The organism is Pseudomonas capeferrum (assembly GCF_000731675.1).
Taxonomy (GTDB): Bacteria; Pseudomonadota; Gammaproteobacteria; order Pseudomonadales; family Pseudomonadaceae; genus Aquipseudomonas; species Aquipseudomonas capeferrum.
On the sequence record NZ_JMIT01000002.1, the window covers coordinates 190466 to 215848 of the forward strand.

At 63.8% G+C, this 25383-nt stretch carries 22 protein-coding genes and 4 tRNA genes; 4 read left to right on the plus strand and 22 right to left on the minus strand.

All coding sequences use genetic code 11. The features are described 5' to 3' along the window. Positions 1 to 59: 59 nt before the first annotated feature. The 11 genes from PC358_RS13345 to PC358_RS13395 all read right to left on the minus strand — a co-directional run bounded on the left by PC358_RS13345 (position 60) and on the right by PC358_RS13395 (position 11959). Entirely contained in the window at positions 60 to 239 is a 180-nt protein-coding gene (locus PC358_RS13345) for a hypothetical protein (protein ID WP_033700510.1), read from the minus strand. A gap of 123 nt (positions 240 to 362) precedes the next feature. Then, complete coding sequence (locus tag PC358_RS13350; RefSeq protein WP_077068570.1) at positions 363 to 1493, minus strand: lactonase family protein; 1131 nt, start codon at positions 1491 to 1493, stop codon at positions 363 to 365. Continuing rightward, positions 1459 to 1749 (minus strand): DUF5629 family protein, encoded by a 291-nt coding sequence (locus PC358_RS13355; protein WP_033700512.1) that lies wholly within the window; start codon positions 1747 to 1749, stop codon positions 1459 to 1461. The genes PC358_RS13350 and PC358_RS13355 overlap by 35 nt, the downstream gene beginning before the upstream one ends. Positions 1750 to 1818: 69 nt before the next feature. Further along, positions 1819 to 4194 carry an efflux RND transporter permease subunit gene (locus PC358_RS13360; protein ID WP_033701489.1) on the minus strand — a complete coding sequence of 792 codons (2376 nt, stop codon included), beginning with the start codon at positions 4192 to 4194 and terminating at the stop codon, positions 1819 to 1821. Between the two features lie 20 nt (positions 4195 to 4214). Continuing rightward, positions 4215 to 5255, minus strand: a complete 1041-nt coding sequence (locus PC358_RS13365) for a WD40/YVTN/BNR-like repeat-containing protein (RefSeq protein WP_033700513.1) — start codon at positions 5253 to 5255, stop codon at positions 4215 to 4217. A gap of 186 nt (positions 5256 to 5441) precedes the next feature. After that, positions 5442 to 8099, minus strand: coding sequence for an aminopeptidase N (pepN, locus tag PC358_RS13370; protein ID WP_033700514.1), 2658 nt, complete (start codon positions 8097 to 8099; stop codon positions 5442 to 5444). Between the two features lie 13 nt (positions 8100 to 8112). Then, positions 8113 to 8943: a DUF2797 domain-containing protein gene (locus tag PC358_RS13375; RefSeq protein WP_033700515.1), complete on the minus strand. Its 831-nt coding sequence runs from the start codon at positions 8941 to 8943 to the stop codon at positions 8113 to 8115. Further along, complete coding sequence (locus PC358_RS13380; protein WP_033700516.1) at positions 8940 to 9200, minus strand: YeaC family protein; 261 nt, start codon at positions 9198 to 9200, stop codon at positions 8940 to 8942. The genes PC358_RS13375 and PC358_RS13380 overlap by 4 nt, the downstream gene beginning before the upstream one ends. Positions 9201 to 9213: 13 nt before the next feature. Then, entirely contained in the window at positions 9214 to 10101 is an 888-nt protein-coding gene (locus PC358_RS13385; RefSeq protein WP_033700517.1) for a rhomboid family intramembrane serine protease, read from the minus strand. After that, positions 10098 to 11069 carry a metallophosphoesterase gene (locus PC358_RS13390; protein WP_033700518.1) on the minus strand — a complete coding sequence of 324 codons (972 nt, stop codon included), beginning with the start codon at positions 11067 to 11069 and terminating at the stop codon, positions 10098 to 10100. Before PC358_RS13390 ends, PC358_RS13385 begins: the two co-directional genes overlap by 4 nt. Further along, entirely contained in the window at positions 11069 to 11959 is an 891-nt protein-coding gene (locus PC358_RS13395) for an NAD(+) kinase (protein ID WP_033700519.1), read from the minus strand. Before PC358_RS13395 ends, PC358_RS13390 begins: the two co-directional genes overlap by 1 nt. A gap of 43 nt (positions 11960 to 12002) precedes the next feature. On the opposite strand from PC358_RS13395, the gene PC358_RS13400 reads away from it, so the two are divergent. Together PC358_RS13400 and PC358_RS13405 are read left to right on the plus strand one after the other, a co-directional pair. After that, positions 12003 to 12980, plus strand: coding sequence for a DUF1853 family protein (locus PC358_RS13400; RefSeq protein WP_077068645.1), 978 nt, complete (start codon positions 12003 to 12005; stop codon positions 12978 to 12980). Between the two features lie 218 nt (positions 12981 to 13198). Then, complete coding sequence (locus PC358_RS13405) at positions 13199 to 13744, plus strand: cytochrome b (protein ID WP_033700521.1); 546 nt, start codon at positions 13199 to 13201, stop codon at positions 13742 to 13744. Here PC358_RS13405 and PC358_RS13410 read toward each other — a convergent pair. Next, a complete protein-coding gene (locus tag PC358_RS13410) occupies positions 13735 to 14634 on the minus strand; it encodes a 1-aminocyclopropane-1-carboxylate deaminase/D-cysteine desulfhydrase (protein WP_033700522.1) in 900 nt (299 codons plus the stop codon). The genes PC358_RS13405 and PC358_RS13410 overlap by 10 nt on opposite strands. A 74-nt stretch (positions 14635 to 14708) precedes the next feature. After that, complete coding sequence (locus PC358_RS13415; RefSeq protein ID WP_033700523.1) at positions 14709 to 16745, minus strand: NADPH-dependent 2,4-dienoyl-CoA reductase; 2037 nt, start codon at positions 16743 to 16745, stop codon at positions 14709 to 14711. 189 nt (positions 16746 to 16934) lie between these two features. On the opposite strand from PC358_RS13415, the gene PC358_RS13420 reads away from it, so the two are divergent. Further along, positions 16935 to 18053 (plus strand): nitrilase-related carbon-nitrogen hydrolase, encoded by a 1119-nt coding sequence (locus PC358_RS13420; protein ID WP_033700524.1) that lies wholly within the window; start codon positions 16935 to 16937, stop codon positions 18051 to 18053. Between the two features lie 4 nt (positions 18054 to 18057). Next, positions 18058 to 19098 (plus strand): AraC family transcriptional regulator, encoded by a 1041-nt coding sequence (locus PC358_RS13425; RefSeq protein ID WP_033700525.1) that lies wholly within the window; start codon positions 18058 to 18060, stop codon positions 19096 to 19098. A gap of 266 nt (positions 19099 to 19364) precedes the next feature. On the opposite strand, the gene PC358_RS13430 is transcribed toward PC358_RS13425, so the two are convergent. From PC358_RS13430 to PC358_RS13470, 9 genes are all read right to left on the minus strand, one after another. Further along, on the minus strand, positions 19365 to 20162 hold the full coding sequence (locus PC358_RS13430; protein ID WP_033700526.1) for a DUF2242 domain-containing protein: 798 nt from the start codon (positions 20160 to 20162) through the stop codon (positions 19365 to 19367). Between the two features lie 187 nt (positions 20163 to 20349). Then, a tRNA-Asp gene (locus PC358_RS13435) sits at positions 20350 to 20426 on the minus strand. Positions 20427 to 20567: 141 nt separating this feature from the next. Then, positions 20568 to 20644, minus strand: a tRNA-Asp gene (locus PC358_RS13440). A 101-nt stretch (positions 20645 to 20745) separates the two neighbouring features. After that, a tRNA-Asp gene (locus tag PC358_RS13445) sits at positions 20746 to 20822 on the minus strand. Between the two features lie 80 nt (positions 20823 to 20902). Next, positions 20903 to 20978: transfer RNA gene (locus tag PC358_RS13450), tRNA-Val, on the minus strand. A gap of 261 nt (positions 20979 to 21239) precedes the next feature. Further along, positions 21240 to 22013: an SDR family oxidoreductase gene (locus tag PC358_RS13455; RefSeq protein ID WP_033700527.1), complete on the minus strand. Its 774-nt coding sequence runs from the start codon at positions 22011 to 22013 to the stop codon at positions 21240 to 21242. After that, entirely contained in the window at positions 22010 to 23221 is a 1212-nt protein-coding gene (locus PC358_RS13460) for an O-succinylhomoserine sulfhydrylase (RefSeq protein ID WP_033700528.1), read from the minus strand. The genes PC358_RS13455 and PC358_RS13460 overlap by 4 nt, the downstream gene beginning before the upstream one ends. Positions 23222 to 23236: 15 nt before the next feature. After that, positions 23237 to 24742: an amidophosphoribosyltransferase gene (gene purF, locus PC358_RS13465; protein ID WP_033700529.1), complete on the minus strand. Its 1506-nt coding sequence runs from the start codon at positions 24740 to 24742 to the stop codon at positions 23237 to 23239. A 42-nt stretch (positions 24743 to 24784) separates the two neighbouring features. After that, positions 24785 to 25342, minus strand: coding sequence for a CvpA family protein (locus PC358_RS13470; protein ID WP_033700530.1), 558 nt, complete (start codon positions 25340 to 25342; stop codon positions 24785 to 24787). Positions 25343 to 25383 lie beyond the last annotated feature (41 nt).

The window sequence follows — 25383 nt, forward strand, 5'->3', positions numbered from 1 at the left end:
TGGCACTGTGATGCCTCGGCGGGGGCGAGTCCATCGATTACACAAAAGCCGGGTAGTGCTCAGTGGCCGTGCTTGCCACTCAAGGCTGCATGAAAATGCGCGCTCTGGCGCAGGTACTGCTCGGTATAGCTGTGGGTACTGGACGCCTTGCTGCTGGTGTCGGCATGGGCCTGTGCCGGCAGCACGACCGAAGCGGAGATGGCGGATGCGGCGATGACCGGGAAGAGATTGAAGTTCATCTGGGCTTACCTCGACGGCGGTGGTTTGACGTTGGCCCGTTTGGGCCTTGGGTCAAACTTACGCCGCCAAGGTCGCCGCTAGAAATTCATTGCGGCAGTAACCATTATCACGCTGATCGATAGTCACTCGATGAATTTCAGGTCCGACGGCGCATTCTGTGGCAGCGTCTGCACCGTGTCCCCCAGTTTGCCGCTACGCGGATCGCGGCGCATGACCACAATCTGGTTACTCTTCTGGTTGGCCACGAGCAGGAAGTTGTCGCTGGGGTCCAGGGCAAATTCCCGAGGGTGATCACCTTCGACCGAACGGCGCTGCAAGAACGCCAGTTGGCCATCATCCTTACCTACGCTGAACGCCACGATCTCGTTGGCCGTGCCCCGATTGCTGACATACAGGAAGCGCCCGTCCGCCGACAGGTGCAAGCCACCACTTGCTTTCGCCGCGGCATCCTGGCGCTCGGTCAGGGGCAGGCGCTGGCGTTCGACAAGGTTGCCTTCCTGAACATCGAACATCACCACCTCGGCGCTCATTTCCAGGGTCAGGTAAGCGTGTCGCCCCTTGCCGTCGAACAGCAGGTGGCGCGGGCCGCTGCCCGGCGGCAAGGCCACTGAAGCAGGAATCGCCGGGGTCAGTGGGTGGTCCGCGCTGGCGCCATCGTAGCGATAGATGAACACCTTGTCGGCGCCCAGGTCGCTGGCATACAGGTGCTGCCCATCCGGCGACAGCACCAGCGAATGCACATGGGCGCCGGCCTGGCGTTCGGGGTTGGCGCCACTTGGTTTGTGCCGGGCCTGCTGCACCACCGCCTTGAGCTTGCCGTCCTTGGCCACCGGGATCACCACCAGGCTGCCACCGGGGTCTGGCTTGACCGCGTAATTGGCAACGAACAGGTAGCGCTGGTCGCGGCTGAGGCTGGCGTGGGTTGGCTCGTCGCCCCGGCTGGCCACCTGGTTGAGGGGTTTGATCTCGCCTTTGCTGCTCACGCTGAAACTGCTGACGTGGCCCTGAACGGTTTCGTTGACGGCGAACAGTTGCCGCTGGTCGGCCGAGAGCACCAGCCAGGAGGGGCTCACGCTCTTGACCACCTGTTGCGGGGTGGGGTCGATATGGCCTGTCGTGCTGTCGAACCGGTAGCGGTAGATACCTTGGCTGGCGCCATCGGTGTAGCTGCCCACCAGCAGTGTGGCAGCCTGGGCATTGAGGGTCAGGGTCATCAGGCTAGCGGTCAGCAGGCTCGTCCAGATTCGCTTCATCGTCGTCTTCATCCGGGGCACGAAAGGCACTCATACAGACTAGACGATGCTCGCCCTGGGCATCGCTGAGCTGCCACTCGTCACCCGTGGCGATGGCGGCGGCGACCTGTTCGGCGGTGAAGGCCCAGCGGCGCAGCTGGCGGCCGTCCATGCATTCGACGGTGAGGCCGGTTTCGTTGGCGGTGAAGTCGAAGGCGTGTAGGCCGTCGATCAGCAGCATGTCGCAGGCTGCGAGGGCGGTGGCAAGGGGGGACATGGGGATACCAGTTAGAGAAGTGCCGGCATTATAACCCTGGGGCCGCAATGCGGCCCCCAGATACAGCAATCAGTGGGCGAAAATCGACCCACCCTCCTTGCCCACCATCTTCTCGGGCTTGATCAGGAACCGCGCCAGCGCCGGCAGCAGCCACAGCGCACCGAACATGTTCCACAGCAGCATGAAGGTCAGCATCAGGCCCATGTCGGCCTGGAACTTGATCGCCGAGAAGATCCAGGTGCACACGCCAATGGCCAGGCACAACCCCGTGAACAACACGGCCTTGCCAGTCGAACGCAGGGTTTCGTAGTAGGCCTCCTGCAACGGCAGGCCTGCGCGCAGGAAGCTTTCCAGGCGGCTGTAGATGTAGATGCCGTAGTCCACGCCAATGCCCACGCCCAAGGCCACTACCGGCAAGGTGGCGACCTTCACGCCAATGCCCATGTAGGCCATCAGTGCATTACCCAGCACCGATGTCAGCACCAGCGGCAGGACGATGCACAAGGTCGCGGCGAACGAGCGGAAGGTGATCAGGCACATCACCGCCACGCAGATGTACACCAGCACCAGAATGGTCAGTTCGGCCGACTTGATGACCTCGTTGGTGGCCGCCTCGATCCCGGCGTTGCCGGCTGCCAGCAAAAACTGCAGGCCTTCCTTGTTGTGGCTGTCGGCAAAGGCCTTGGCGGCGGCGGTAACCCGTTCTAGGGTCTCGGCCTTGTGGTCGTTGAGGAACACCAGCACCGGCGCCAGCGAGCAGTCGGCGTTGTACAGGCCGTCGGCGCGGGCGATGGAGTTGTTGAGAACGTCCGGGTTGCGCGACAGGGTCTCCCATTTCAGGCTGCCCTCGTTCATGCCCTTGATCACCTGCTTGGACACGGTCACCAGCGAGATCGCCGACTGCACGCCCGGGGTGTTCTCCATGGTCCACATCAGCTCGTCGATCGGCGCCATTGTCGAGTGGATCGAGCAGCTTTCCGACGGCGTCTTGACCATGATCACCAGCACGTCCGAGCTGGTCGAATAGTTGCTGATGATGAAGTTGTTGTCCTGGTTGTAGCGTGAGTCCGGGCGCAGTTCCGGAGCGCCCTGGTCGAGGTCGCCGATCTTCAGGTTCTGGCTGTACCACAGGCCACCGGCGAACATCACCAAGGCCAGGCCAATCGACACCGGCGCCACCTTGGCACTGGCGAAGTTGGCCAGCAGGCGCCAGAACGGGTGTTCACGGGTCGCATCCTTCTTGCTGCGCTCGACGGCCTTGTTGCTGATGCCCACATAGGAGATCGCCACCGGCAGCAGGATCAGGTTGGTAAAGACGATGACCGCGACACCGATCGAAGCGCCGATGGCCAGCTCGCGGATGACCCCGATGTCGATGATCAGCAAGGTGATGAAGCCCACGGCATCGGCGAGGATGGCGATCATCCCGGGCAGGAACAGCTGGCGGAAGGTGCGCCGGGCCGCAGTCAGGGCGTTGTCGGCGTCGCTGGACTGCAGGGCGATGCCGTTGATCTTCTGCACCCCATGGGAAATGCCGATGGCGAAGATCAGGAAGGGCACCAGCATCGAATACGGATCCAGGCCGAAGCCCACCGCATGCATCAACCCCAGTTGCCAGACCACCGCCACCAGGGTGGTGATGAGCACGGCGATGGTGCTGCGGATGCACCAAGTAAACCAGTACAGCAGCACACAGGTGATGGCCAGGGCCACACCGAAGAACATCACCACCATCACCAGGCCGTCAATCAGGTCGCCGACCTTCTTGGCGAAGCCGACGATATGGATCTTCACGTTGGGGTTCTGTGCCTGGAACTTGTCGCGGATCTTTTCTTCCAGCTGATGCGAGAACTGCTGGTAGTCGAGTTTGACCTGCTTGCCCTGGTCCTGCGGGTCGGGGTAGCTCTCCAGCAGCGGCACGTCAACGATAGTGGACTTGAAGTTGTTACCCACCAGGCGCCCGACCTGGCCGGACTTGAGCACGTTGTCGCGCAACGCGTCGAGGCTTTCGGCCGAGCCGTTGTAGGTATTGGGGATCACCTCGCCACCCGAGAAGCCTTCTTCGGTCACTTCGGTCCAGCGCACGCTGGGGCTCCACAGCGACTTCAGCCCGGCGCGGTCGACACCGGGGATGTAGAACACCTCGTCATGGATCTGGCGCAGGGTCTCCATGTAGTCCTTGTCGAAGATGTCGCCGTTGACCGCCTCCACGGAAATACGCACGGTATTGCCGAGGTTGGCCAGGTCGTTGCGGTGCTCCATCATCTGCTCGATGAACGGGTGTTCGAGCGGGATCATTTTTTCGAAGCTGGTCGAGGGGCGAATCTGCGTGGCCTGCCAGAACAGGAAAATGCTGACCAACACGCACAGGGCGATGACCACGGGGCGATTATTGAAGATCAGGCGTTCGAGCAGCGTGGCCTTGTCCTGATGATGCGGGTGCATGGTGATGCTCTCCCTGCTGGTCATGGGCGCGGCTCCTCGGCAGCCTGGTCGGCACCTTCGGCGGTGGCCAGGTGCACACCACCCTGCCCCACCAGCAGCAAGCCGCCCGTGGACAGGCCAGTGACGCCGGCCAGGGCGATGCGGTCGGCGCGGTTGTAGACGCTGAAAGTTTGCCCGTCGTCATGGCTGCGCAACACACTGCCGCCGTTACCGACCAGCACCACGCTGCCATCCTCGACAAGCGTAGCGCTTGCCAGGCCGAATTCGAGGGCGCCGCGCGCGGCCTTGAGCGCGATCGGCTGCCAGCTGTCACCGAAGTCCGTTGAACGGAACAGGTTGCCGCGCAGGCCGTAGGCCAGCAGGGTCTGCGGCTGGGCGGTGCCGATCACACCGAACAACGAGCCCTCGTAAGGGCCGTCGACCTTGGCCCAGGCCTGGCCGTTGTCGCTGGAGCGGAACATGCTGCCCTGCTCGCCGACAATGAATAGGCCGGCACCCTTGATCACGGCGATGCCGTTGAGGTGAAACTGGTCGGGGTTGTCCAGCCGCTCGGCGACGTCCTGCCAGTGCTGGCCGCCGTCGCGGGTTTCCAGCAAGGCGCCATAGGCACCTACGGCAAACCCGTGCTGGGCGTCGAGGAAGGTGACATCGAGCAACGGGGCTTCACGGGTAAGGTCTTCGAACTGCTTGCTCCAGGTCGCGCCGCCGTCGGTGCTGGCGAGGATCTGCGCATCATGGCCGACTGCCCAGCCACGCTTGTCGTCGAGAAAAAACACGGCGGTGAGCAGTTGCCGGGTGGGCACCCGCGCCTGGGTCCAGGTCTTGCCCTGGTCGTCGGAGAACAGGATATGACCGCGATCGCCCACCACTACCAGGCGCTTGCCGGCGTGGGCGGCGTCGATCAGCAGGCTCTGGCTGGCCTTGGCCGATTCGGTCGAGTATTCGTCGGCGGCAGCGGCTTCGACGCTGCCCGTCCACATTCCCAATGCCAGCGCCAGCATCGCACCGGCGGCCAGCGGCCAGGCACCACGCCTGGGCTGCGCCATCAGCTGCTCCCTCATGACTGTCCCCTGTTGTGTTCTTCTTAGTGGGTCAATGCCTTGCAGGTACTGCGAAAAGCCTGTGGTAGAGGCCTGCAATAGCTTGGGGGGATCGTAGCGGGGAACGTTGCGCGGATACAACGAGCGGGACGTTATGTTTTGTTAAGCACATAAAAGGCTGGGGCCGCTTTGCGGCCCCACTGGCAATCAAGCCAGGCTCTTGCTCACCACTTCATACACATCACTGGACAGCGCCCCAGAAGCGAGGATCCGCTCCAGTTCGCCCTTCATCAACGCCTGACGCGCAGCGTCATACTTGCGCCAGCGGGTCAGCGGTGCCAGTTGACGCGAAGCAATCTGCGGGTTCAGCGCATTCAGCTCGATCACCAGGTCTGCCAGGAAGCGATAGCCCGAGCCATCCGCCGCATGGAAGTTGACCAGGTTCTGCCCGGCAAAGGCACCAACCAGCGCGCGCACCTTGTTCGGGTTTTTCAGGGTGAACGCCGGGTGCTGCATCAGTGCCTTGACCCGCGCCAGCCCGCCCGGCAGTGAGCTGGCGGCCTGCACGCTGAACCACTGGTCCATGACCAGCGGGTTGTCCTTGAAGTGCTCGGCGAAGGTTGCCAGCGCCTTGGCCCGCTCAGCCTCGAACGGCGAGTTGACCAGTACCGCCAGGGCCGTCAGGCGTTCGGTCATGTTGTCGCACTGGTCGAACTGCTCCAGGGTCGCTTCCAGCACCTGCGGCTTGCCGCTCAGCATCAGGTACGACAGGGCGATGTTCTGCAGGCTGCGGCGGGCGAAGTGCTCGGCCGAAGCGACGTAGGCCGTGCTGCGCGAGGCCTCGCGGTGCGCCTGATAGCGCGCCCACAGGCCATCGAACAACTGCTCGGCGATCTGCTGGCGAGCGAACTCGCGGGCGGCGTGGATGGCATCGACGTCGGCCACCTGGCTGATCTCGGTGAGGTAGGCCTCGCCCGGCAGCGACAGCATCTCGGCGACCATGGCAGCGTCCAGCGACGTGTTGCCCAGCACGGTGCCAAGCGCAGTGATCAGGCGCTGGTCGAGCTTCAGCGCTTCGCCGCGCTGATGCTGGCCAATCAGCTCCTGCAGCACCTGCACCGACAGTTGCTGGCCCGCTTCCCAGCGGTTGAAGCCGTCGCTGTCATGCTGCATGAGGAACATCAGCTGGTCGCGGTCATACGGGAAGCTCAGCTTCACCGGCGCGCTGAAACCACGCAGCAGCGAGGGCAGCGGCTTGGCCGTGATGCCTTCGAAGGTGAAGGTCTGCTCGGCCTCGGTCACCGACAGCACGCGGCTGCTGCCGGCAGCGGCGGCTTCGCCGGCCAGGCGCAGTGGCAGGTCGTTGCCTTCGGCATCCAGCAGGCCCAGTTCGACCGGGATCACAAACGGCAACTTGTCGGCCTTGTCCGGCGTCTGCGGGCAGCTCTGGCGGAACGTCAGGCTGTAGGTCTGGGCACCCGCGTCATAGGCTTCGCTCACCTCAAGGCGCGGCGTGCCGGCCTGGCTGTACCAGCGCTTGAACTGTGTCAGGTCGACGCCGTTGGCATCTTCCATGGCCTTGATGAAGTCGTCGGTGGTCACCGCCTGGCCATCGTGGCGTTCGAAGTACAGGTCGCTGCCCTTGCGGAAGCCCTCGGCGCCCAGCAGGGTGCGGACCATGCGCACCACTTCGGCACCCTTCTCGTACACGGTCAGGGTGTAGAAGTTGGAGATTTCGATGAAACTGTCCGGGCGTACCGGGTGGGCCATTGGGCCGGCATCTTCCGCGAACTGGTGGGTACGCAGGTAGGCGACGTCCTCGATGCGCTTGACCGTGCGCGAGTTCATGTCGGCGCTGAACTCGGCGTCGCGGAACACCGTGAAGCCTTCCTTGAGCGACAGTTGGAACCAGTCGCGGCAAGTTACGCGGTTGCCCGACCAGTTGTGGAAGTACTCGTGGGCGACCACGCCTTCGACCCGCTGGTGGGCGGCGTCGGTGGCGGTTTCGGCGCGGGCCAGCACGCAGCTCGAGTTGAAGATGTTCAGGCCCTTGTTTTCCATGGCGCCCATGTTGAAGTCATTGACCGCGACGATCATGAAGATGTCCAGGTCATACTCACGACCGTAGACTTCCTCGTCCCAGCGCATGGACTTCTTCAGGCTGACCATGGCGTGGTCGCACTTGTCGATGTTCTCGGGTTCGACGTAGATACGCAGGGTCACGTCGCGGCCCGACTGGCGCGTGAAGCTGTCCTCGACGCACCACAGGTCACCGGCCACCAGGGCGAACAGGTAGGCCGGTTTCATGAACGGGTCTTCCCAGGTCGCCCAGTGCCGGCCCTCTTCAGCCGGCCCGCTGCCGATCGGGTTGCCGTTGGACAGCAGCACCGGGTAGCGATGCTGCTCGGCGATCACCGTGGTGGTGAAGGTGCTCATCACATCCGGGCGGTCGAGGTAATAGGTGATCTTGCGGAAACCCTCGGCCTCGCACTGGGTGCAGAACATCTTGCCGGACTTGTAAAGGCCTTCCAGCGCGGTGTTGCTCTCGGGGTGGATCTTCACGCTGGTGTCGAGGGTGAAGCGCTCGGCCTTGGGGTGGACCGTCAGGCTGTCGGCTTCAAGCTGGTAGTCGCTTGGCTGCAACTCCTGATCGTCCAGCGAGGCGCGCAGCAGTTCGAGCTGCTGGCCGTCGAGCACCAGTGGCGGCAGGCCGGCACCGCGTGCCGGGTTGCGGCGCATGACCAGTTGCGCATGGACCAGGGTGTGGTCCTCGAACAGCTCGAAGGTCAGGTGCGTCTCGTCGATCAGGTACTCGGGCGCCTGGTAGTCCTTGAGGTAGATCACTTGCGGTTGTTCGGTACGCATGTGCAGGTCCTTTTTACTGGAGCACGGCCAACTGGTAGGCCGTGTACTTGCGAATGTTGATCACGCCGGTGTCGAAAATCAGGTACTGGCCCTTGATGCCCAGCAGCGTGCCTTCCACCACCGGGTTCTTGTCCAGGTTGAAGCTGACGATCTTCGTCGGGTAGGCCTCGACCGGGTAACGCATCTGCACCACCTCGGCATCCGGCAGCAGCTGCAGCGCCTGCAGGCCAAAGCGTGCCTGCAGCTCGCGCAGGCCGTCGGCGCAGGCATCGAAGATCTGTTCGCGGATGGCGACCAGGTCCAGCACTTCGGCGTCGCCCTTGAGCAGTGCACGCCAGTTGGTGCGGTCGGGTACCTGGCTGCGCAGCACGTCTTCGACCAGACCTGATTGCTGGCGGGTGGCCACGCGCATGATCGGCAGGGCCTGGCTGGCACCCTGGTCGAGCCAGCGGGTGGGCAGTTGGGTGGCGCGGGTGATGCCGACCTTGACCCCCGACGAGTTGGCCAGGTAGACCACGTGGTCGGTCATGCAGAACTGCTCGCCCCAGGACGGCTCGCGGCAGGTGCCGGCGTCGTAGTGGCAGCGTTCCGGGGCCATGATGCAAATGTCGCACTGGGCCAGCTTGGTCATGCACGGGTAGCAGTAACCCTGGCTGAAGCTGGTCTTGGTGCGCTTGCCGCAATGGCTGCAATGAATGGCGCCGAGGTACTCCAGGCGCAGGCGCTGGCCGATCAACGGGTTGACCGGTACCTGCTCCTCACCCAGGCGAAAGCTGTATTGCACGACCGGTGCTTCCAGGCGCACCGCCATCTTGCTCAAAGAGCCACGAGCGAGTTCGATCAATGTACCGAGTCCGACTTGAACAGAATGTTAGCGATCGGCGCCGACTTCGACGCGCATTCCTGCGGGCCCATGTAACCGGTGCGCTGATCTTCGGGGAGGTTTTGCATCTCCCAGGCGATCACGGCCTGCAACGACAGCTCTTTCTGTTCGACAGTGAGCTTGCGGCCATCGGACCATTTACCGATCTCCACGGCCGTTTTCAGGCTCTCGTAGATTTCGGGGGTAATGTTTTCGATCATTTGCGCGAAAGTGGACATAGCGTCTCCTAATTCAAGCCGACAGTTTACGCCGGGCCATCCCGCCACCCAAGAGCCCTGTCAGGCATCCGATGAGCAACCCGCCGACGTGGGCGGCATTGGCGATCTGGCCAAAGCCGAGCTGGCCGACCACCCCGGTCAGGCACACCACCAGCCAGATGAGCATCATCACCAGCACGCCCTTGGGCAGGTTGAAGTGCGGGTTGGGCGCCAGCCACTGGTACAGCCAGATATGCCCAAGCAAGCCGTAGAGCACGCCAGACAGGCCGCCGAACAGGCTCGGGCCGCTGGTGTAGTGCTGGGCCAGGTTGGACACCAGGCTGAACAACAGGGTCAGGCCCAGCAACAGCCACGGGCCCTGGCGCAGTTCGATGCGCTTGCCCAGCTCCCAGTACCACAGGCTGTTCATCGCCAGGTGCAGCACGCCGAAGTGCAGCAGCATCGGTGACACCAGGCGCCACCATTGGCCCTCGGCGAGGCCTTGGGCCAGTGGGGTGAAGTACAGGTAGTCGCCTTGTACGCGGAAATCGAGGAAGGTGAACCAACCGATGGTCGAGAAGTTTTCGCCAAGGCTGGTGAGGCCCGCGACGATGAAGCACAGCAGCAGGATCACGGTGGTGACCTTGCAGGCTTTTGCCTGGTCCTTCAGGGAGGGCTGGGTGGCGGCAGTCGCGGTTGAACCCGCTGCCATTGGCGCCTGGGCAAGCTCAAGGTCGGCGTTGCCGTCCGGGAAGCGCTGGTAGAGTTGCAGCACGTCTTCGGCCAGGGTATCGGGCGCCCAGAGCACCTGGGCATCGCCTTCTTCGCTGACCCGGTGCGGCACCTGCAAGCGCTGCAGCAGATGGACGAAGCCGCTGAGGTCGACCGACAGCGGCAGGCGCATCACTTCGATTATGTTCATTGATTGGCCTGTGGGCGATCGACGTCGACCCAGACGAACTTGTGCGGGTCGATACGGGTTTCATCATCCAGCCGATAGGCTGCCAGCTTGCCATAGAGCACGGCGCTGTAGTCCAGGCAGGCCAGGTTGTCGCGTATCGGCGCCGGGCGGCCGCTGCGCCAGTAATGGCCGACGAACAGCAAGGGTTCGTCCTCGGCGTAGCGCAGCAAGGCGTTCTTCTGGGTATGGCTGAGCGGCGTGCTGGCGACTGCCTCGGGCAGGGCATCGGGCTGGAACACGATGTCGCCATAGGTTTGCGGGTCTTCTTCCCAGAATTTGGTGCGGAAGAAGGCGCGGGTCAGGCCATCGCCACCGGTCAGGGTCAGCCCGTCCGGCAGGCGCATGTCGGTGCCCCGCAGCAGGCGATTGCACACCGTGGCGGCGAAACTGCCGGGCACGGCCGAGGCCTGGATGAAGTGTTGGTCGATGCGCCCATTCGGGTATTGCTGGCGTAGCGGCTCGATCAACCGGGGGTCCCAGCAGGCGTGCACCAGGCGGAAGCGCCCGGCGTCGACGAACAGCGGCAATTCATAGAACCAGTTGACGAAGTCATGCCAGTCGCCGGGGTGGTGGGCGAACTGGGTCAGGGTCTCGTCGATCAGCCGGGCGTGGCGTGGCGTGTGCTCGCGCACATGGGCCTTGCCGCTGCCGGGCAGGGCCGGGGTAACCCAGCCCAGGGCGTTGTACTCATGGTTGCCCATGATGCAGAACGCCTGACCGGCCTCGACCATGTCGTGCACGATGTGCAAGGCCTCGCGGATACGCGGCCCACGGTCGACGATGTCACCGAGGAACAGTGCCTGGCGCCGTGGGTGGCGCCAGACGCCCGCCACACGCTTGTAACCCAGGGCGTCGAGCAGGCGTTCAAGGGTCAGCGCACAACCATGCACGTCACCGATGATGTCGAAACTTCGCGCCGGATCGAGCATCAGTCGTCCCTGCTGCCAAGGCGGCTGCCCCAGCCGAGTTTGGTACGGCAGACTTCGTAGTAATTGTGGTCCAGCGGATGGATCAGGCGCAGTTTCTGCGGCTTCTTGCTCACCGTGATGGTGTCGCCGGGGGCGCAGGTGAAGTGGTTCTGGCCGTCACAGGAGACCTGCGGATAGATCTGCAGGTCCTTGGCCACGACGATCTTCAGTTCGCTGTTGCCGTCCACCACGATCGGCCGGCCCGACAGGGTATGCGGGTACATCGGCACGATGACGATGGCGTCGAGCTTGGGGTGCATGATCGGGCCGCCCGCCGACAACGCATAGGCGGTCGAGCCGGTCGGGGTGGCGACGATCAGGCCGTCGGCCTTCTGGCTGCAGACGAACTGGCCATCGATGTAGATCTCGAACTCGATCATCCGCGTCGATTTGCCGGGGTGCAGGACCACATCGTTGAGCGCATCGCCTTGGCCGATGGCCTCGTGGTGCCGGCGCACTTCAGCCTGCAACAGGAAGCGGTTTTCTACCAGGTAGTGACCGTCGAGCACTTCGGCGACCTTTTCTTCCAACTCGTCGGGGCGGATATCGGTAAGAAAGCCCAGGTTGCCGCGGTTGATGCCCAGCACCGGAATGTTGTGCCGGGCCAAGGCGCGGGCGGCGCCGAGCAGGCTGCCATCACCACCAACGACGATGACCAGGTCGCAGACCTCGCCCAGCAGCTTGCGCGTGGACGTCTGCAGGCCGTGGCCGGGCAGCACTTCGGCGATGGTGTCCTCGAGGATCACATGCAGGTGGCGCTCGATGAGGAATTTTTTCAGTCGGCGAATGGTGTCGAGCACCTGTGAGCTGCCAAGGCGTCCGATGATACCGATATTGCGAAATTGCTCCATGGGGCTCCTGCGAGGCTCTGCGGCGGGTGACTATGCGCCGATTATGGGCGAAACGACCGGGCAGCGGCAAACCGGCTATGCTCGCTGGATGATGCCCTTCGCCGAACTCCACGACTTGCCCCGCCAGTTGCGCCGCCCTGCCGTGCGCGACCTGGCCTGGACACTGCTGTCCCCACCGCTGCTCAGCGCCCCGCCCTGCCCCCAGCGCCACCCGCTGGCAGGCAGTGCCTGGGCCGATGAGCCGCAGCGCCTGAAAGCCTGGTTGTTGGCCTTGGATGCCGATGACCAGCCGCTGCGTGACGGGCTGGCGAGGCTGACCAGCCGGCGCCTGGGGCTTTACTACGAAAGCCTGTGGCAGTTCGCCCTGGGCCAGGCGCCGGGTATCGAGCTGCTGGCGGCCAACCTGGCGATCCGCGAAGGTGGGCGCACGCTGGGCGAGCTGGATATCTTGCTGCGCGACGCTGAAGGCACCCACCACCTGGAGCTGGCGATCAAGCTTTACCTGGGGCCGGACCACAGCGGTGGCCGCGACCCCGCGCAGTGGCTCGGGCCGGGGTGTTACGACCGATTGGGCAGCAAGCTGGCGCACCTGGCCGGGCATCAGTTGCCCATGTCTAGTGGTGCGCACAGCCGTGTGGCGCTGGCCGGGCTTGGCGTGCAGCAGGTGCAAGCGCATCTGTGGCTTGCGGGTTATCTGTTCTACCCATGGCCTGGGCATGCAGAACCGCCTGAGGGGGCCAACCCGCTGCATCTGCGCGGGCGTTGGTTACGCCGGCGGGATTGGCCAAGGGCCACAGCTGAACGTTGGCAGCCCCTGCCGCGCAATGCCTGGTTGGCGCCAGCGCGGGTCACGGCCGAGGCGTGCTGGACAGTGCAGCAGTTCGAGGCTTGGCTGGCGGGGTTGGATGAGCAGGCGCCGGCGCAGATGCTGGTCAGGTTGCACATGCAGGCCGATGGGGCCTGGCATGAAGTAGAGCGGGTATTTTTGGTGGCCGATGGCTGGCCGGCGCTGAGCGAGTAGGTGGGTTTGTGCGCAGGGCTTGAGGTTTGTGGCGCCCAGAAGATCGAGCGCCGCGCTGGCGGCGCTCGATCTCATAGGCGCTAAAAACCTCAAGCCCTGCCCCACCGGCCAAACACCTTTCACCGACCCAGCGCAAAGCATCCCCTCAAATCAGCAGTTACAGTTACCCGTGAGCGCCAGCAAGAGCGCCACCTTAAACCTGATGACGAGGATCAAGCATGGTTTCACTCACCCCGACGCCTCATTACGCGCGCCTGTCCATCGCCCTGCACTGGCTGATGCTGGTGCTGCTGGCCGCCGTCTACGCCTGCATCGAGTTTCGCGGCCTGTTCCCCAAGGACAGCGCTGAGCGCAACCTAATGAAGGACCTGCACTTCATGCTGGGCCTGACGGTGTTCGTGCTGGTCTGGCTGCGCCTGGCGGTACGCCTGAGCCGCCCCACCCCGCCCATTCTGCCCAAGCCCCCTGCATGGCAGACCGGCCTTGCCCACCTGATGCACCTGGCACTGTACCTGTTGATGATCGGCCTGCCCCTGGCCGGCTGGCTGATTCTCAGCGCCGCCGACAAGCCGGTACCCTTCTATGGCCTCGAGCTGCCCCACCTGATCGGCGCAGACCCGGACCAAGCCAAGTTCATCAAAGGCTGGCATGAGCGCGTCGGCAGCTGGGGTTACTGGCTGATCGGCCTGCATGCGCTGGCCGGGCTGTATCACCACTACGTGCAACGCGACAACACGCTGCTGCGCATGCTGCCCTACAAGTAACCGCGTCGGCCTTGCAGGCCACCGGTGTGCAGCACGATCAGGCGGGTGCCGGGCGGGAATACGCCGGCCTCGACCTGCTCACGCAGCGCCAGCAAGGCCTTACCGGTGTAGAGCGCTTCGAGCGGCACGCCGGTGCTGCGCTCGCAGGCGTCGATGAACCCCAGCAGTTCGTCGTCGACCCGGGCAAAGCCGCCCCGGCAGGCATCGTGCAGCCTATAACCACTGTCGCCTACCAGTTGGCTCACATTCTCCGCCACGCCATGATCGCCTGGCACCGCCAGCGCGCCGTGCACGTCATGCGCGCCGGCCTCTTCCAGCACCAGGCCAGCCAGCGTGGTACCGGTACCCACGGCCAGCCACCAGGCGCTGTAATCGTCCCAACCGATGCCGGCCAGCTGTGTACGCGCCTGCGCGACGATCAACCCGCAGCCTTGCGCGCCCGCCATGCCGCCACCGCCTTCGGGGATGCAGTGCCAGCCGGGGTAACGTGCCTGCCAGGGTTGCCAGAACCCCGCTTCATGGCGCGCACGGTAGCCACCATAGCCCAGCCAGTGCACGTGCATGCCCAGCGTCTGCAGATCACGCACCGTCGGGGTGTCCTGGGCATGGCCACGCAGCAAGCCGGCGGTGGCGAAGCCAAACCGTTTGCCGGCGGCGGCCAGGGCGTGCAAGTGGTTGGAGTGGCTACCGCCCAGGCTGATCAGACCGGGGGCGCCTGCTTCATGGGCTTGTGCAAGGTGGTGGCGCAGCTTGAACCACTTGTTGCCGCTGATCAGGGGGTCGATCAGGTCCAGGCGCAAGATGGCAGCTTCGACGTTGGCGCTTTGTAGCCAAGGCAGGGTCAGGGGGTGCAGAGGGGCCAGGGGGAGGTTCAAGAAATCGATGGACATGGATCGGGGCCTGAGGCGGATTCATCAGTCTATCAGTGAAACAGCGGGGGGCCGCAAAGCAGCCCCCGGCCCTATCAAAGCTCGGCAGCCAGGCGCGAGCCTTGGTTGATCGCCCGCTTGGCATCTAGCTCCGCTGCCACGTCCGCGCCGCCGATCAAATGCACCGACTGCCCTGCGGTCACCAGCCCGTCGTACAACTCACGCAGCGGCTCTTGCCCGGCGCAGATCACCACGTTGTCCACCGCCAGCAGTTGCGGCTCACCGCCGCCGACACGAATGTGCAAACCGGCGTCGTCGATATTCAGGTATTCAACGCCATTGAGCATCTGCACCTGTTTGTTCTTCAGCCCCGCGCGATGGATCCAGCCGGTGGTCTTGCCCAGACCGTCACCTACCTTGGACGCCTTGCGCTGCAGCAGGAACACCTGGCGTGCCGGCGCGTGCGGCGCGGCCTTGATTCCGGCCACGCCACCGCGGGCCTCAAGCTGGGTGTCGATGCCCCACTCTTTCCAGAACGCGTCACGGTCCTGGCTGCTGGCCACACCCTGATGCACCAAGTATTCGGACACATCGAAACCGATACCGCCGGCCCCAATCACCGCGACGGCCGCGCCGACCGGCTTGCGTTCGAGCAGCACATCCAGGTAGCTGAGCACCTTGGCGTGCTCCACCCCCGGGATCGCTGGGGTGCGTGGCGCGATACCGGTGGCCAGGATGACCTCGTCGAAGCCGCCGTCCACCAGCGCCTGTACATCGACGCGGGTGTTCAGGCGCACGTCCACGCCTGTGCTGCTGAGCTTGTTGGCAAAGTAGCGCAGGGTCTCGAAGAACTCTTCCTTGCCCGGCACCCGCTTGGCCACGTTGAACTGCCCACCGATCTCGCCAGCGGCATCGAACAGCGTCACCTGGTGGCCACGCTCAGCGGCCACAGTGGCGGCCGCCAGGCCGGCTGGGCCTGCACCGACCACGGCAATACGCTTCACCGCGCGCACAGGCAGGTAGTTGAGCTCAGTCTCGTGGCAGGCGCGCGGGTTGACCAGACAACTGGTCAGCTTGCCGCCAAAGGTGTGGTCCAGGCAGGCCTGGTTGCAGCCGATGCAGGTGTTGATTTGATCAGCGTGCCCGGCGGCGGCTTTGTTGACGAAGTCCGGGTCGGCCAGGAACGGCCTCGCCATGGAGACCATGTCGGCGTCGCCTTCGGCGAGCACCGCCTCGGCCACTTCCGGGGTGTTGATGCGGTTGGTGGTGATCAGCGGAATGTTCACCGCCCCCCGCAGCTTGGCGGTGACCTTGCTGAACGCCGCACGCGGCACCTTGGTGGCGATGGTCGGGATGCGCGCCTCGTGCCAACCGATGCCGGTGTTGATCAGGGTCGCACCGGCCTGCTCGATGGCTTTGGCCAACAGCTCGATTTCATCCCAGGTGCTGCCACCCTCGACCAGATCGAGCATCGACAGGCGGAAGATGATGATGAAGTTCGGGCCCACGGCCTCACGTACGCGGCTGACGATTTCCACGGCCAAGCGCATGCGGTTGGCGTAGCTGCCACCCCAGCGGTCGGTGCGGTGGTTGGTGTGGGCAGCGAGGAACTGGTTGATGAAATAGCCTTCCGAACCCATTACCTCGACGCCATCGTAGCCCGCACGCTGGGCCAGTACGGCGCAATTGACGAAGTCGGCGATCTGCTTCTCGATGCCCGCTTCGTCCAGCTCCTTGGGCTTGAACGGGTTGATTGGCGCCTGGATCGCACTCGGCGCGACCTGGCGCGGGCTGTAGGCGTAGCGCCCGGCATGCAGGATCTGCAGGCAGATCTTGCCGCCCGCGGCGTGTACCGCGTCAGTCACGATGCGGTGCTTGTCGGCTTCTTCTTCGGTGCTGAGCTTGGCGGCGCCAGAATAGACCCCACCTTCATCATTAGGCGCGATGCCGCCGGTGACCATCAGGCCGACGCCACCCCGGGCGCGCTCGGCAAAATAGGCCGCCATGCGCTCGAAACCACCGGGCCGCTCTTCAAGGCCGGTGTGCATCGAGCCCATCAGGGTGCGATTGCGCAAGGTGGTGAAGCCGAGGTCGAGCGGTGCGAGCAGGTGCGGATAAAGGTCGGCAGCCATGGAAGGTCCCCATGTGGCGTGATCACGGAATGCGGGTACCTCGCCAGCCGGCGGGCCCGTCGTTTATCTGCCGATGACATTAAACAGGCGTTTGAACAGGCTCAATGATCGAAACTGACAACTTATTGATCCTCCCTCACAGCACGGCTACCCTAGACAACTCTGACTTCCAAGGCGCAGTACCGCTTCATGCGAAAACTCCTGGCAAGCGCCCTGGCGCTGGTGATGATCGCCGCCGTGTGCGGCTACGGCTTCTGGACCCAGCAGCGCCCGGAAGGCCATTACCTGTCCGACCTGCGCATCGAGCTCGCGCTCAACCATGGCGTGCCGGGCGAACACGGCAACCTGCTGGGCGTCGAGCCGCTGCTTTACCCAAGTGACTACCAGAACCTGCAGCGCCTGCACCGCAAGCTCTCGGCCTATCTGCAGCAGGCCCGAATGCAGGGGCTGGTTGGCCCACGCACGGTGGTGGTGTTGCCGGAGCACATCGGCACCTGGCTGTGGGCGCGCGGCGAAAAGAACGAGCTGTACCAGGTCACGCAGAGCCGCGAGGCCTTGCAATGGCTGGAGCTGAGCAACCCGCTGCGCTATGGCCTGGCGATGCTGCGCGCCAACGCCGACGACTGGCGCACCGACGCGCACTTGCGCATGAAGGCCGAGCAGATGGCCGCCGACTATCAGCAGCTGTTCGGTGGCCTGGCCAAGGAGTTTGGGGTAACCCTGGTGGCTGGCTCTATCGTGCTCCCTGCCCCTTATGTCAAACAGGGCGTGCTGCACGCCGGCAGTGGCCCGCTGTACAACAGCAGCGTGGTGTTTGCCGGCGACGGCTCGCTGCTGGGCCAGCCCCAGCGCCAGCAGTACCCAGACAGCGAAATGCGCCGCTACATCCATGATGGCCGCCAGCACCCGCTGCAGGTCCTGCAAACCCCCGCCGGGCGCCTCGGTGTACTGATCGGCAGTGACAGCTGGTACCCGGAAAACCACCAGCAACTGGAGCAACAGTCGGTCCAACTGATCGCCAACCCGGTGTTCCTCAGCGGCAAAGGTAGCTGGCAGGCGCCCTGGCGCGGCAACCGCCACCAGCAAGCGGCGGCCGAGCTTGCCTTGCAGCGTGGCGAGGTAAGCGAGCAAACCGCCTGGCAGCGCCTGACCCAGGCGGCTGGCGCAGGTGTCAGCAGCATGAGCGTGTTCATGCGCGGGCAGTTCTGGGAGCAGGCCGGCGACGGCCAGGGCTTTGCCCATCAATCGGGCGAACTGCTGGCGGGCAACCCTAGCCATGGCGCCCGCCTGCTGAACCTGTGGTTGTGACCCCGTGGCCCGCCCCCGCGTGCGCCTGGGTGACCTGTCGGTAGGCTTCGTCCAGCCATTGGCCGAGGCTGTGCGCGCGCTGGGCCATGACCCAGCGCCCCTGCTGCGGCGCTATGGCCTCGATGCTGCGCGCCTGGCCGAAGCGGGCGCACGCTTGTCGATCCCCCGCTACATGCACCTTGGGCATGCCGCCATCACGCTCTGCTCAGAGCCGGCCCTGGGCCTGCACATGGGGCGCCTCAGCCGCCTGGCCCATGCCGGCCTGGCGGGCATCACGGCGGCCCAGGCGCCAACCCTGGGCGAAGCGGCGCGCACCTTGCTGCGCTTCGAGCCGCTGTACGCTGCCAACTACCGGGGCCACTCAAGCTTTCAGGAAGATGCCCAGGGCGCCTGGCTGCGCTTCTACTCCATCAGCCCGTACAACACGTACAACCGTTTCGTGGTCGATTCGTTGCTCGCCGGCTGGCTGGCACAACTGGGCGACCTGACAGGCACCGTGCTGCAGGCCGAACGGCTGGATATTGAATTTGCAGCGCCCGACTATGCCACTCAGTATCAGCCGCTGTGCTGTACCCCGGTGCAGTTCGCAGCCGCTGGCAATCAACTGCGCCTGAGCCGCGCCACGCTACAGATAGCCAACCCGCAGCATTGCCCGAGCACCTGGCAGCACCTGCTGCAACTCTGCGAAGCCGAGTTGCTCCAGCGCACACGGGTACGCAGCCTGGGTGAACGCATCACGCACCTGCTCGGCCCGTTACTCAATGGCGGCCGCGAACCGGACCTGGACGAAGTGGCCCAGAGCCTGCAACTGCCCACCTGGACATTGCGGCGCAAGCTGGCTGAGGAAGGCACGCGCTTTCGCGACGTGCTGAACGAGACACGGCGCGACCTGGCCGAAACCTACATCCGTGACACGGCGCTGGCTTTCGGCGAAATCGCTTATCTGCTGGGGTTTGCTTCGGCAGAGGCTTTCCAGCGCGCATTCAAGCGCTGGACCGGCCTCACGCCGGGGGAGTTTCGCCGCAGTCAGCGGCAGGCCGGCTAAAGCTCGGTGGCGTCCTCGGCAGGTTCCGGGGTATCCAGTTCGTATGCCTGGAACTCGAGCAGCTCTTCCTGATATTCGTCCATTGCCCTGCGTCCTCTTTTCTCATCTGTCTTCGTAGGTGACGCCTTCAACCTAAGCAGGTTGGGTGAAGGAATGATGACAAGCTCATGAGAAGTAAACGTAGCAGGTATCGAACGCGCTATCGGCGCCCGTCTGTAACAGGGAATGTGTGCTGTGCCCGCGCGTAGCCGCAGGCGCAAAGAGGCTCAGAGGGTGGCCGGCGGGGCTTCAGCAGGTTGCGCCTGGATCGGTGCCGGCTCTGCCGGCGGTGCTACAGGTTGCGAGCCCTGGCTGTCATTGACCACAGGCGCCGCTGGCACCTCGGCGGCCGGGGCAACGGCGGCAGGCGCTGGGGCGGCTGCGGGAACCGCTGCTGGGGCGGCAGCCGCCTGCTCTGGCAGCCCCAGGTCAACTGCGGGCTTTTCTACCTTCGGCGCAGGCGCCTCAGGCTCGACCTTGACCTTGCTGACCTTCTTGGGCTTGGGCAGATAGCTCTCCACCAGTGCGAAATACCGGTCGTAGAACTGCGCCGCAGTCACCGTCTCGCTGGCCACCTTGACCATCGAGTCGTCACTCGAACCGATCGGCATCGACACCGAACCCAGCACGCCCACACCCAGGCTGGCGGAGGTATTGGACTTCTTCAGGCTGTAGCGATCCTGCAGGGCGTTGGCGAACATGGTCGAACGCTGTTCGTCGCTCACGTCTGGCGCGCAGGTGACGTTGAAACTGATCTGCAGGTGGTTTTCGCTGTTCTGCTGGAAGCTCTTGTTGCCGGTAACCTGGTTGGCACCGCTGCTGGTGATGATATAGCCCTGGCTGAGCAAGGCACGGCGAGCGGCCTCGCAGGAGCCGGCATCGGTCACCGGAAAGCTGCGCGAGAACGTCCCCGAGTCGTCGAAGTTCTCGTGCTCGTAGATGGCCGTTTTTTTCGAGGAACAACCGGTCACGCCCGCCAGCACCAGGGCCAGCCCGAGCGCACCAAAGACGGATGATCTGGTCATTGCGAATTCCGGGTAAGTCGAGAAGGTGCCTATTGTGCATCAGCGCGCACAGACACTGAAACCGTTCATCCGTGAAGAGTCTGTCAGCTTCGTGTAAAGGTGGCCGAGCTGGCCGTGAAAACGAAAAAAGCGACCCTAAGGTCGCTTTTCACGTTGCTTCGAGGTGTTCAGGGCCTCGAGGCGAAGATGGCGCAGCGGACGGGACTCGAACCCGCGACCCCCGGCGTGACAGGCCGGTATTCTAACCGACTGAACTACCGCTGCGTATCGCTTGGGCTTGCGCCCTGTGAAACCTGCTTTGCCTGCTTACTGGCCAGAGGAACAGTTTTATCAGGCACAAAAAAAGCGACACGTTGATCGCTCTTTTTGTTGCTTCGAGGCGTTCAAGGGGCCTCGAAACGAAGATGGCGCAGCGGACGGGACTCGAACCCGCGACCCCCGGCGTGACAGGCCGGTATTCTAACCGACTGAACTACCGCTGCGTATCATTCAGGCTTGCGCCCGATTGAAACTGGGATCGACCTCAGGCATATTTGCCTTTCGGTCTCAGACCGGTGCAAGGCACCCATCTGTTACTAAAAAGTGGCGCAGCGGACGGGACTCGAACCCGCGACCCCCGGCGTGACAGGCCGGTATTCTAACCGACTGAACTACCGCTGCGCATAATGGCTTATCAGGCCTTGTTCCTCTCTGGCGATCGGCTTCTTTCGAAGCGTCTTGCGTCAGGAACGCTCAGGAAGTGGTGGGTGATGACGGGATCGAACCGCCGACCCTCTGCTTGTAAGGCAGATGCTCTCCCGGCTGAGCTAATCACCCCCGCGATGTTGCTTGTTGCGTTTGCTTCGCTGAGGCCGCGAAATTTACGCAGGTACCGATGCTAAGTCAATACCCCCATTGAATTTTTTTTCAAAAAAGGCAAAAAAGCGGTTTCCACACCCTGTGCCATTTGGGTTGTTCCTGTTGGCTTGTTCAAGGGCAAGCCTGCTGCCATCGCTACACCACTGGCATATGCGCCGCCGAAAAAACAAAAAAGGGGCCTTCTCGGCCCCTTTCCTTTACAACTCATAGTGTTACAGCTCAGGTGTAGATCATCTTGCGGGTCATGCCGCCATCGACCACAAACTCCTGGCCGGTGACGAACGCCGCTTGGCGCGACAGCAGCCAGGCCACCATCGCCGCAACGTCTTCCACCGTCCCTACCCTGCCCGTCGGGTGCTGGGCATGGTCGGCTTCGGTCAACGGCTCGGCACGGCGCTGGGAAGGGTCACGCGCATCGATCCAGCCCGGGCTCACCGCATTCACGCGGATCTCCGGGCCCAGACTCATGGCCAAGGCATGGGTCAAAGCCACCAGGCCGCCCTTGCTCGCCGCGTAGGCCTCGGTGTCAGGCTCGGATTGCCGCGCACGGGTCGAAGTCAGGTTGACGATCGCCCCATTGTGCGCACGCAGGTACGGCGCACAATGCTTGGCCAGCAGCATCGGGCCATTGAGGTTGACCGCCAGCACCCGGTTCCATTGCGCCAGGCTCAGGCTTTCCAGCGTCTGGTTATGCGGGTTGGCGATCGCTGCATTGCACACCAGCGCGTCCAACCGCCCGAACTGCCCCAGTACCTCGGACACCCCGGCACTGACCTGCGCCTCGTCGGCAACGTCCATGGTGATGAACCAGGCGTTGTCACCCAACGCCTTGGCTACCTTGGCCCCACGCGGGCGGTCCAGGTCGCTTAGCACCACCTGCCAGCCTTCACAGATCAACCAGGCGGCAATCCCCAAGCCGATACCGCGAGCGGCACCGGTCACCAGGGCTACCCGACCGTTATGGCCCGGTGCACCGCCTCTGATTTCAATCACAGTGCCGCCAACCCACGTGCAAGGTCAGCCTGCAGGTCAGCGACATCTTCCAGGCCCACGGCAACGCGGATCAGGCTGTCGCGGATACCCGCCGCTTCACGCTCCTGCGGCGACAGACGGCCGTGGGAAGTGGTGGCCGGGTGGGCGATGGTGGTCTTGCTGTCGCCCAGGTTGGTGGTGATAGAGATCATCCGCGTGGCGTCGATAAAGCGCCAGGCGCCCTCTTTGCCCCCCTTCACCTCAAAGCTCACCACGGCGCCAAAGCCGCTCATCTGGCGCTTGGCCAGCGCGTGCTGTGGGTGGCTTGGCAGGCCGGCGTAATGCACCTTCTCGATGCCGTCCTGCTGCTCCAGCCATTCGGCCAGTACCTGGGCGCTCTCGCAGTGCGCACGCATGCGCAAACGAAGGGTTTCCAGGCCTTTGGTGAAGATCCAGGCGTTGAACGGGCTGAGGGTCGGGCCTGCGGTACGCAGGAAGCCCACCACTTCTTTCATCTGCTCGCTACGCCCCGCCACCACGCCGCCCATGCAACGGCCCTGGCCGTCGATGAACTTGGTCGCCGAGTGGAACACGATGTCAGCGCCAAGCTTGAGCGGCTGCTGCAGGGCCGGGGTGCTGAAGCAGTTGTCCACCACCAGCATGGCACCACCGGCGTGGGCGATTTCACTGAGGGCGGCGATATCGACCAGCTCGGCCAACGGGTTGGACGGCGACTCGACGATCAGCAGCTTGGTATTGGCCTTGATGGCCTTTTCCCAACCGCCAAGGTCGACCAGCGGCACGTAGTCCACCTGCACACCAAAGCGTTTGAAGTACTTCTCAAACAGGCTGATGGTCGAGCCGAACACGCTCTGCGATACCAGCACATGGTCGCCCGCGCTGCACAGCGACATCACCACCGCCAGGATTGCCGCCATGCCGGTGGAGGTGCCCACGGCCTGTTCGGCGCCTTCCATGGCCGCCAGGCGCTCCTCGAAGGCGCGCACGGACGGGTTGGTGTAACGCGAATAGACGTTACCCGGCGTTTCGCCAGCAAAGCGTGCCGCCGCATCGGCGGCCGTACGAAACACATAGCTGGAGGTCAGGAACATCGCTTCGCTGTGCTCGCCCTCCGGTGTACGGTGTTGCCCGGCGCGCACCGCCAGGGTGTCGAAACCGACACCCTCGAGGTCACTGTCCAGGCGCCCGGCATCCCATTGATCCGTCATGCCGTCGCTCCCTAATCAGTTGTTGTAGAGGTCGATGATCGCGCTGACCGCCTGGGTCTTCACCTTGGCCAGGTCGTTACGGGCCTGCTCGATACGCTCGAGGTAGGCCGCGTCGATGTCGCCGGTGACGTACTCACCGTTGAACACCGCGCAATCGAAGTGCTCGATCTTGATCTTGCCGCCACCGACCGATTCGATCAGGTCAGGCAGGTCCTGATAGATCAGCCAGTCGGCGCCGATCAACTCGGCCACCTGGTCGGTGGTGCGGTTGTGGGCGATCAGTTCGTGAGCGCTCGGCATGTCGATGCCGTAGACGTTGGGGTAGCGTACCGCAGGGGCTGCGGAGCAGAAGTAGACGTTTTTGGCGCCCGCTTCGCGGGCCATCTGGATGATCTGCTTGCAGGTGGTGCCGCGCACGATCGAGTCGTCCACCAGCATCACGTTCTTGCCGCGGAATTCCAGCTCGATGGCATTGAGCTTCTGGCGCACCGACTTCTTGCGTGCGGCTTGGCCGGGCATGATGAAGGTACGGCCGATGTAGCGGTTCTTGACGAAGCCTTCGCGGAATTTGACGCCCAGGTGGTTGGCCAGCTCCAGGGCCGCAGTGCGGCTGGTGTCCGGGATCGGGATGACCACGTCGATGTCGTGCTCTGGGCGTTCGCGCTGGATCTTCTCGGCCAGCTTCTCACCCATGCGCAGGCGCGCCTTGTACACCGAGACGCCGTCCATGATCGAGTCCGGGCGGGCCAGGTAGACGTGTTCGAAGATGCACGGCTGCAGTTTCGGGCTCTTCGCGCACTGTTTGGTGTACAGCTGGCCTTCTTCGGTGATGTACACCGCTTCGCCCGGCGCCAGGTCGCGAATCAGGGTAAAGCCGAGCACGTCCAGGGCGACGCTTTCGGAAGCGATCATGTATTCCACGCCTTCGTCGGTGTGGCGCTGACCGAACACCACCGGGCGAATACCGTTCGGGTCACGGAAACCGACGATACCGTAGCCAGTGACCATCGCCACCACCGCGTAGCCACCGACGCAACGGCTGTGCACGTGAGAAACCGCAGCGAACACGTCCTCTTCGGTTGGCTGCAGCTTGCCGCGCACGGCCAGCTCGTGGGCGAACACGTTCAGCAGCACTTCCGAATCGGAGTTGGTGTTGACGTGGCGCAGGTCGGACTCGTAGATCTCCTTGGCCAACTGCTCGACGTTGGTCAGGTTGCCGTTGTGCGCCAGGGTAATGCCGTACGGCGAGTTGACGTAGAACGGCTGGGCCTCGGCCGAGGTCGAGCTGCCCGCGGTCGGGTAGCGCACGTGGCCGATGCCCATGTGGCCCACCAGGCGCTGCATGTGGCGCTGCTGGAAGACGTCGCGCACCAAGCCATTATCCTTGCGCAGGAATAACCGGCCGTCATGGCTGGTCACGATACCGGCAGCGTCCTGGCCGCGGTGCTGGAGGACCGTAAGCGCGTCATACAGCGCCTGATTGACGTTCGACTTACCGACGATACCGACGATGCCACACATGCGACGCAACCCCTACTTTGACGAAACTTGAGTGAATAGCGCTCAGGGCTTTGCGGGCCCGAGCAACTGTTCCTTGAACGGGAGATCAGCCGGTGTGCTGATCACCCCACTGGACATCCACTGGCTGGTGAAACCGAGAATCAGGTTTTTCGACCAGTCAGCGACCAAGAGAAATTGTGGTATCAGGCGTGATTCCTGCCACCAGGTGTCTTGTTGAACCGGCCCCAGGCTGAGCAGCCCGATGGCCACCACCACCAGCAAAGCCCCCCGCGCGGCGCCGAAGGCCATGCCGAGGAAACGATCGGTGCCGGACAGCCCGGTCACGCGGATCAGCTCGCCGATGAGGAAGTTGATCATGGCCCCCACCAGCAGGGTGGCGACAAATAGAATGGCGCAACCGGCGATGGTACGCATCGACGGTGTCTGGATATAGCTTTCAAGATACACCGAGAGCGAGCCACCGAACATCCAGGCAACCGCACCGGCAATGATCCAGATGAGCAAGGACAAGGCTTCCTTGACGAAGCCGCGCTTGAGACTGATCAGTGTGGAGACGGCGATGATCGCAATGATCGCCCAATCAACCCAGGTAAATGCCACGGTGCCGCCTACAGACGTTTGAGGCGGCGCATTTTATCAGA

Coding starts and splice junctions, on each gene's coding strand:
- PC358_RS13345 (WP_033700510.1), bottom strand. CDS start 239: ATGAACTTCAATCTCTTCCCGGTCATCGCCGCATCCGCCATCTCCGCT.
- PC358_RS13350 (WP_077068570.1), bottom strand. CDS start 1,493: ATGAAGCGAATCTGGACGAGCCTGCTGACCGCTAGCCTGATGACCCTG.
- PC358_RS13355 (WP_033700512.1), bottom strand. CDS start 1,749: ATGTCCCCCCTTGCCACCGCCCTCGCAGCCTGCGACATGCTGCTGATC.
- PC358_RS13360 (WP_033701489.1), bottom strand. CDS start 4,194: ATGCACCCGCATCATCAGGACAAGGCCACGCTGCTCGAACGCCTGATC.
- PC358_RS13365 (WP_033700513.1), bottom strand. CDS start 5,255: ATGAGGGAGCAGCTGATGGCGCAGCCCAGGCGTGGTGCCTGGCCGCTG.
- pepN (WP_033700514.1), bottom strand. CDS start 8,099: ATGCGTACCGAACAACCGCAAGTGATCTACCTCAAGGACTACCAGGCG.
- PC358_RS13380 (WP_033700516.1), bottom strand. CDS start 9,200: ATGTCCACTTTCGCGCAAATGATCGAAAACATTACCCCCGAAATCTAC.
- PC358_RS13385 (WP_033700517.1), bottom strand. CDS start 10,101: ATGAACATAATCGAAGTGATGCGCCTGCCGCTGTCGGTCGACCTCAGC.
- PC358_RS13390 (WP_033700518.1), bottom strand. CDS start 11,069: ATGCTCGATCCGGCGCGAAGTTTCGACATCATCGGTGACGTGCATGGT.
- PC358_RS13395 (WP_033700519.1), bottom strand. CDS start 11,959: ATGGAGCAATTTCGCAATATCGGTATCATCGGACGCCTTGGCAGCTCA.
- PC358_RS13400 (WP_077068645.1), top strand. CDS start 12,003: ATGGGCGAAACGACCGGGCAGCGGCAAACCGGCTATGCTCGCTGGATG.
- PC358_RS13405 (WP_033700521.1), top strand. CDS start 13,199: ATGGTTTCACTCACCCCGACGCCTCATTACGCGCGCCTGTCCATCGCC.
- PC358_RS13410 (WP_033700522.1), bottom strand. CDS start 14,634: ATGTCCATCGATTTCTTGAACCTCCCCCTGGCCCCTCTGCACCCCCTG.
- PC358_RS13415 (WP_033700523.1), bottom strand. CDS start 16,745: ATGGCTGCCGACCTTTATCCGCACCTGCTCGCACCGCTCGACCTCGGC.
- PC358_RS13420 (WP_033700524.1), top strand. CDS start 16,935: ATGCGAAAACTCCTGGCAAGCGCCCTGGCGCTGGTGATGATCGCCGCC.
- PC358_RS13430 (WP_033700526.1), bottom strand. CDS start 20,162: ATGACCAGATCATCCGTCTTTGGTGCGCTCGGGCTGGCCCTGGTGCTG.
- PC358_RS13460 (WP_033700528.1), bottom strand. CDS start 23,221: ATGACGGATCAATGGGATGCCGGGCGCCTGGACAGTGACCTCGAGGGT.
- purF (WP_033700529.1), bottom strand. CDS start 24,742: ATGTGTGGCATCGTCGGTATCGTCGGTAAGTCGAACGTCAATCAGGCG.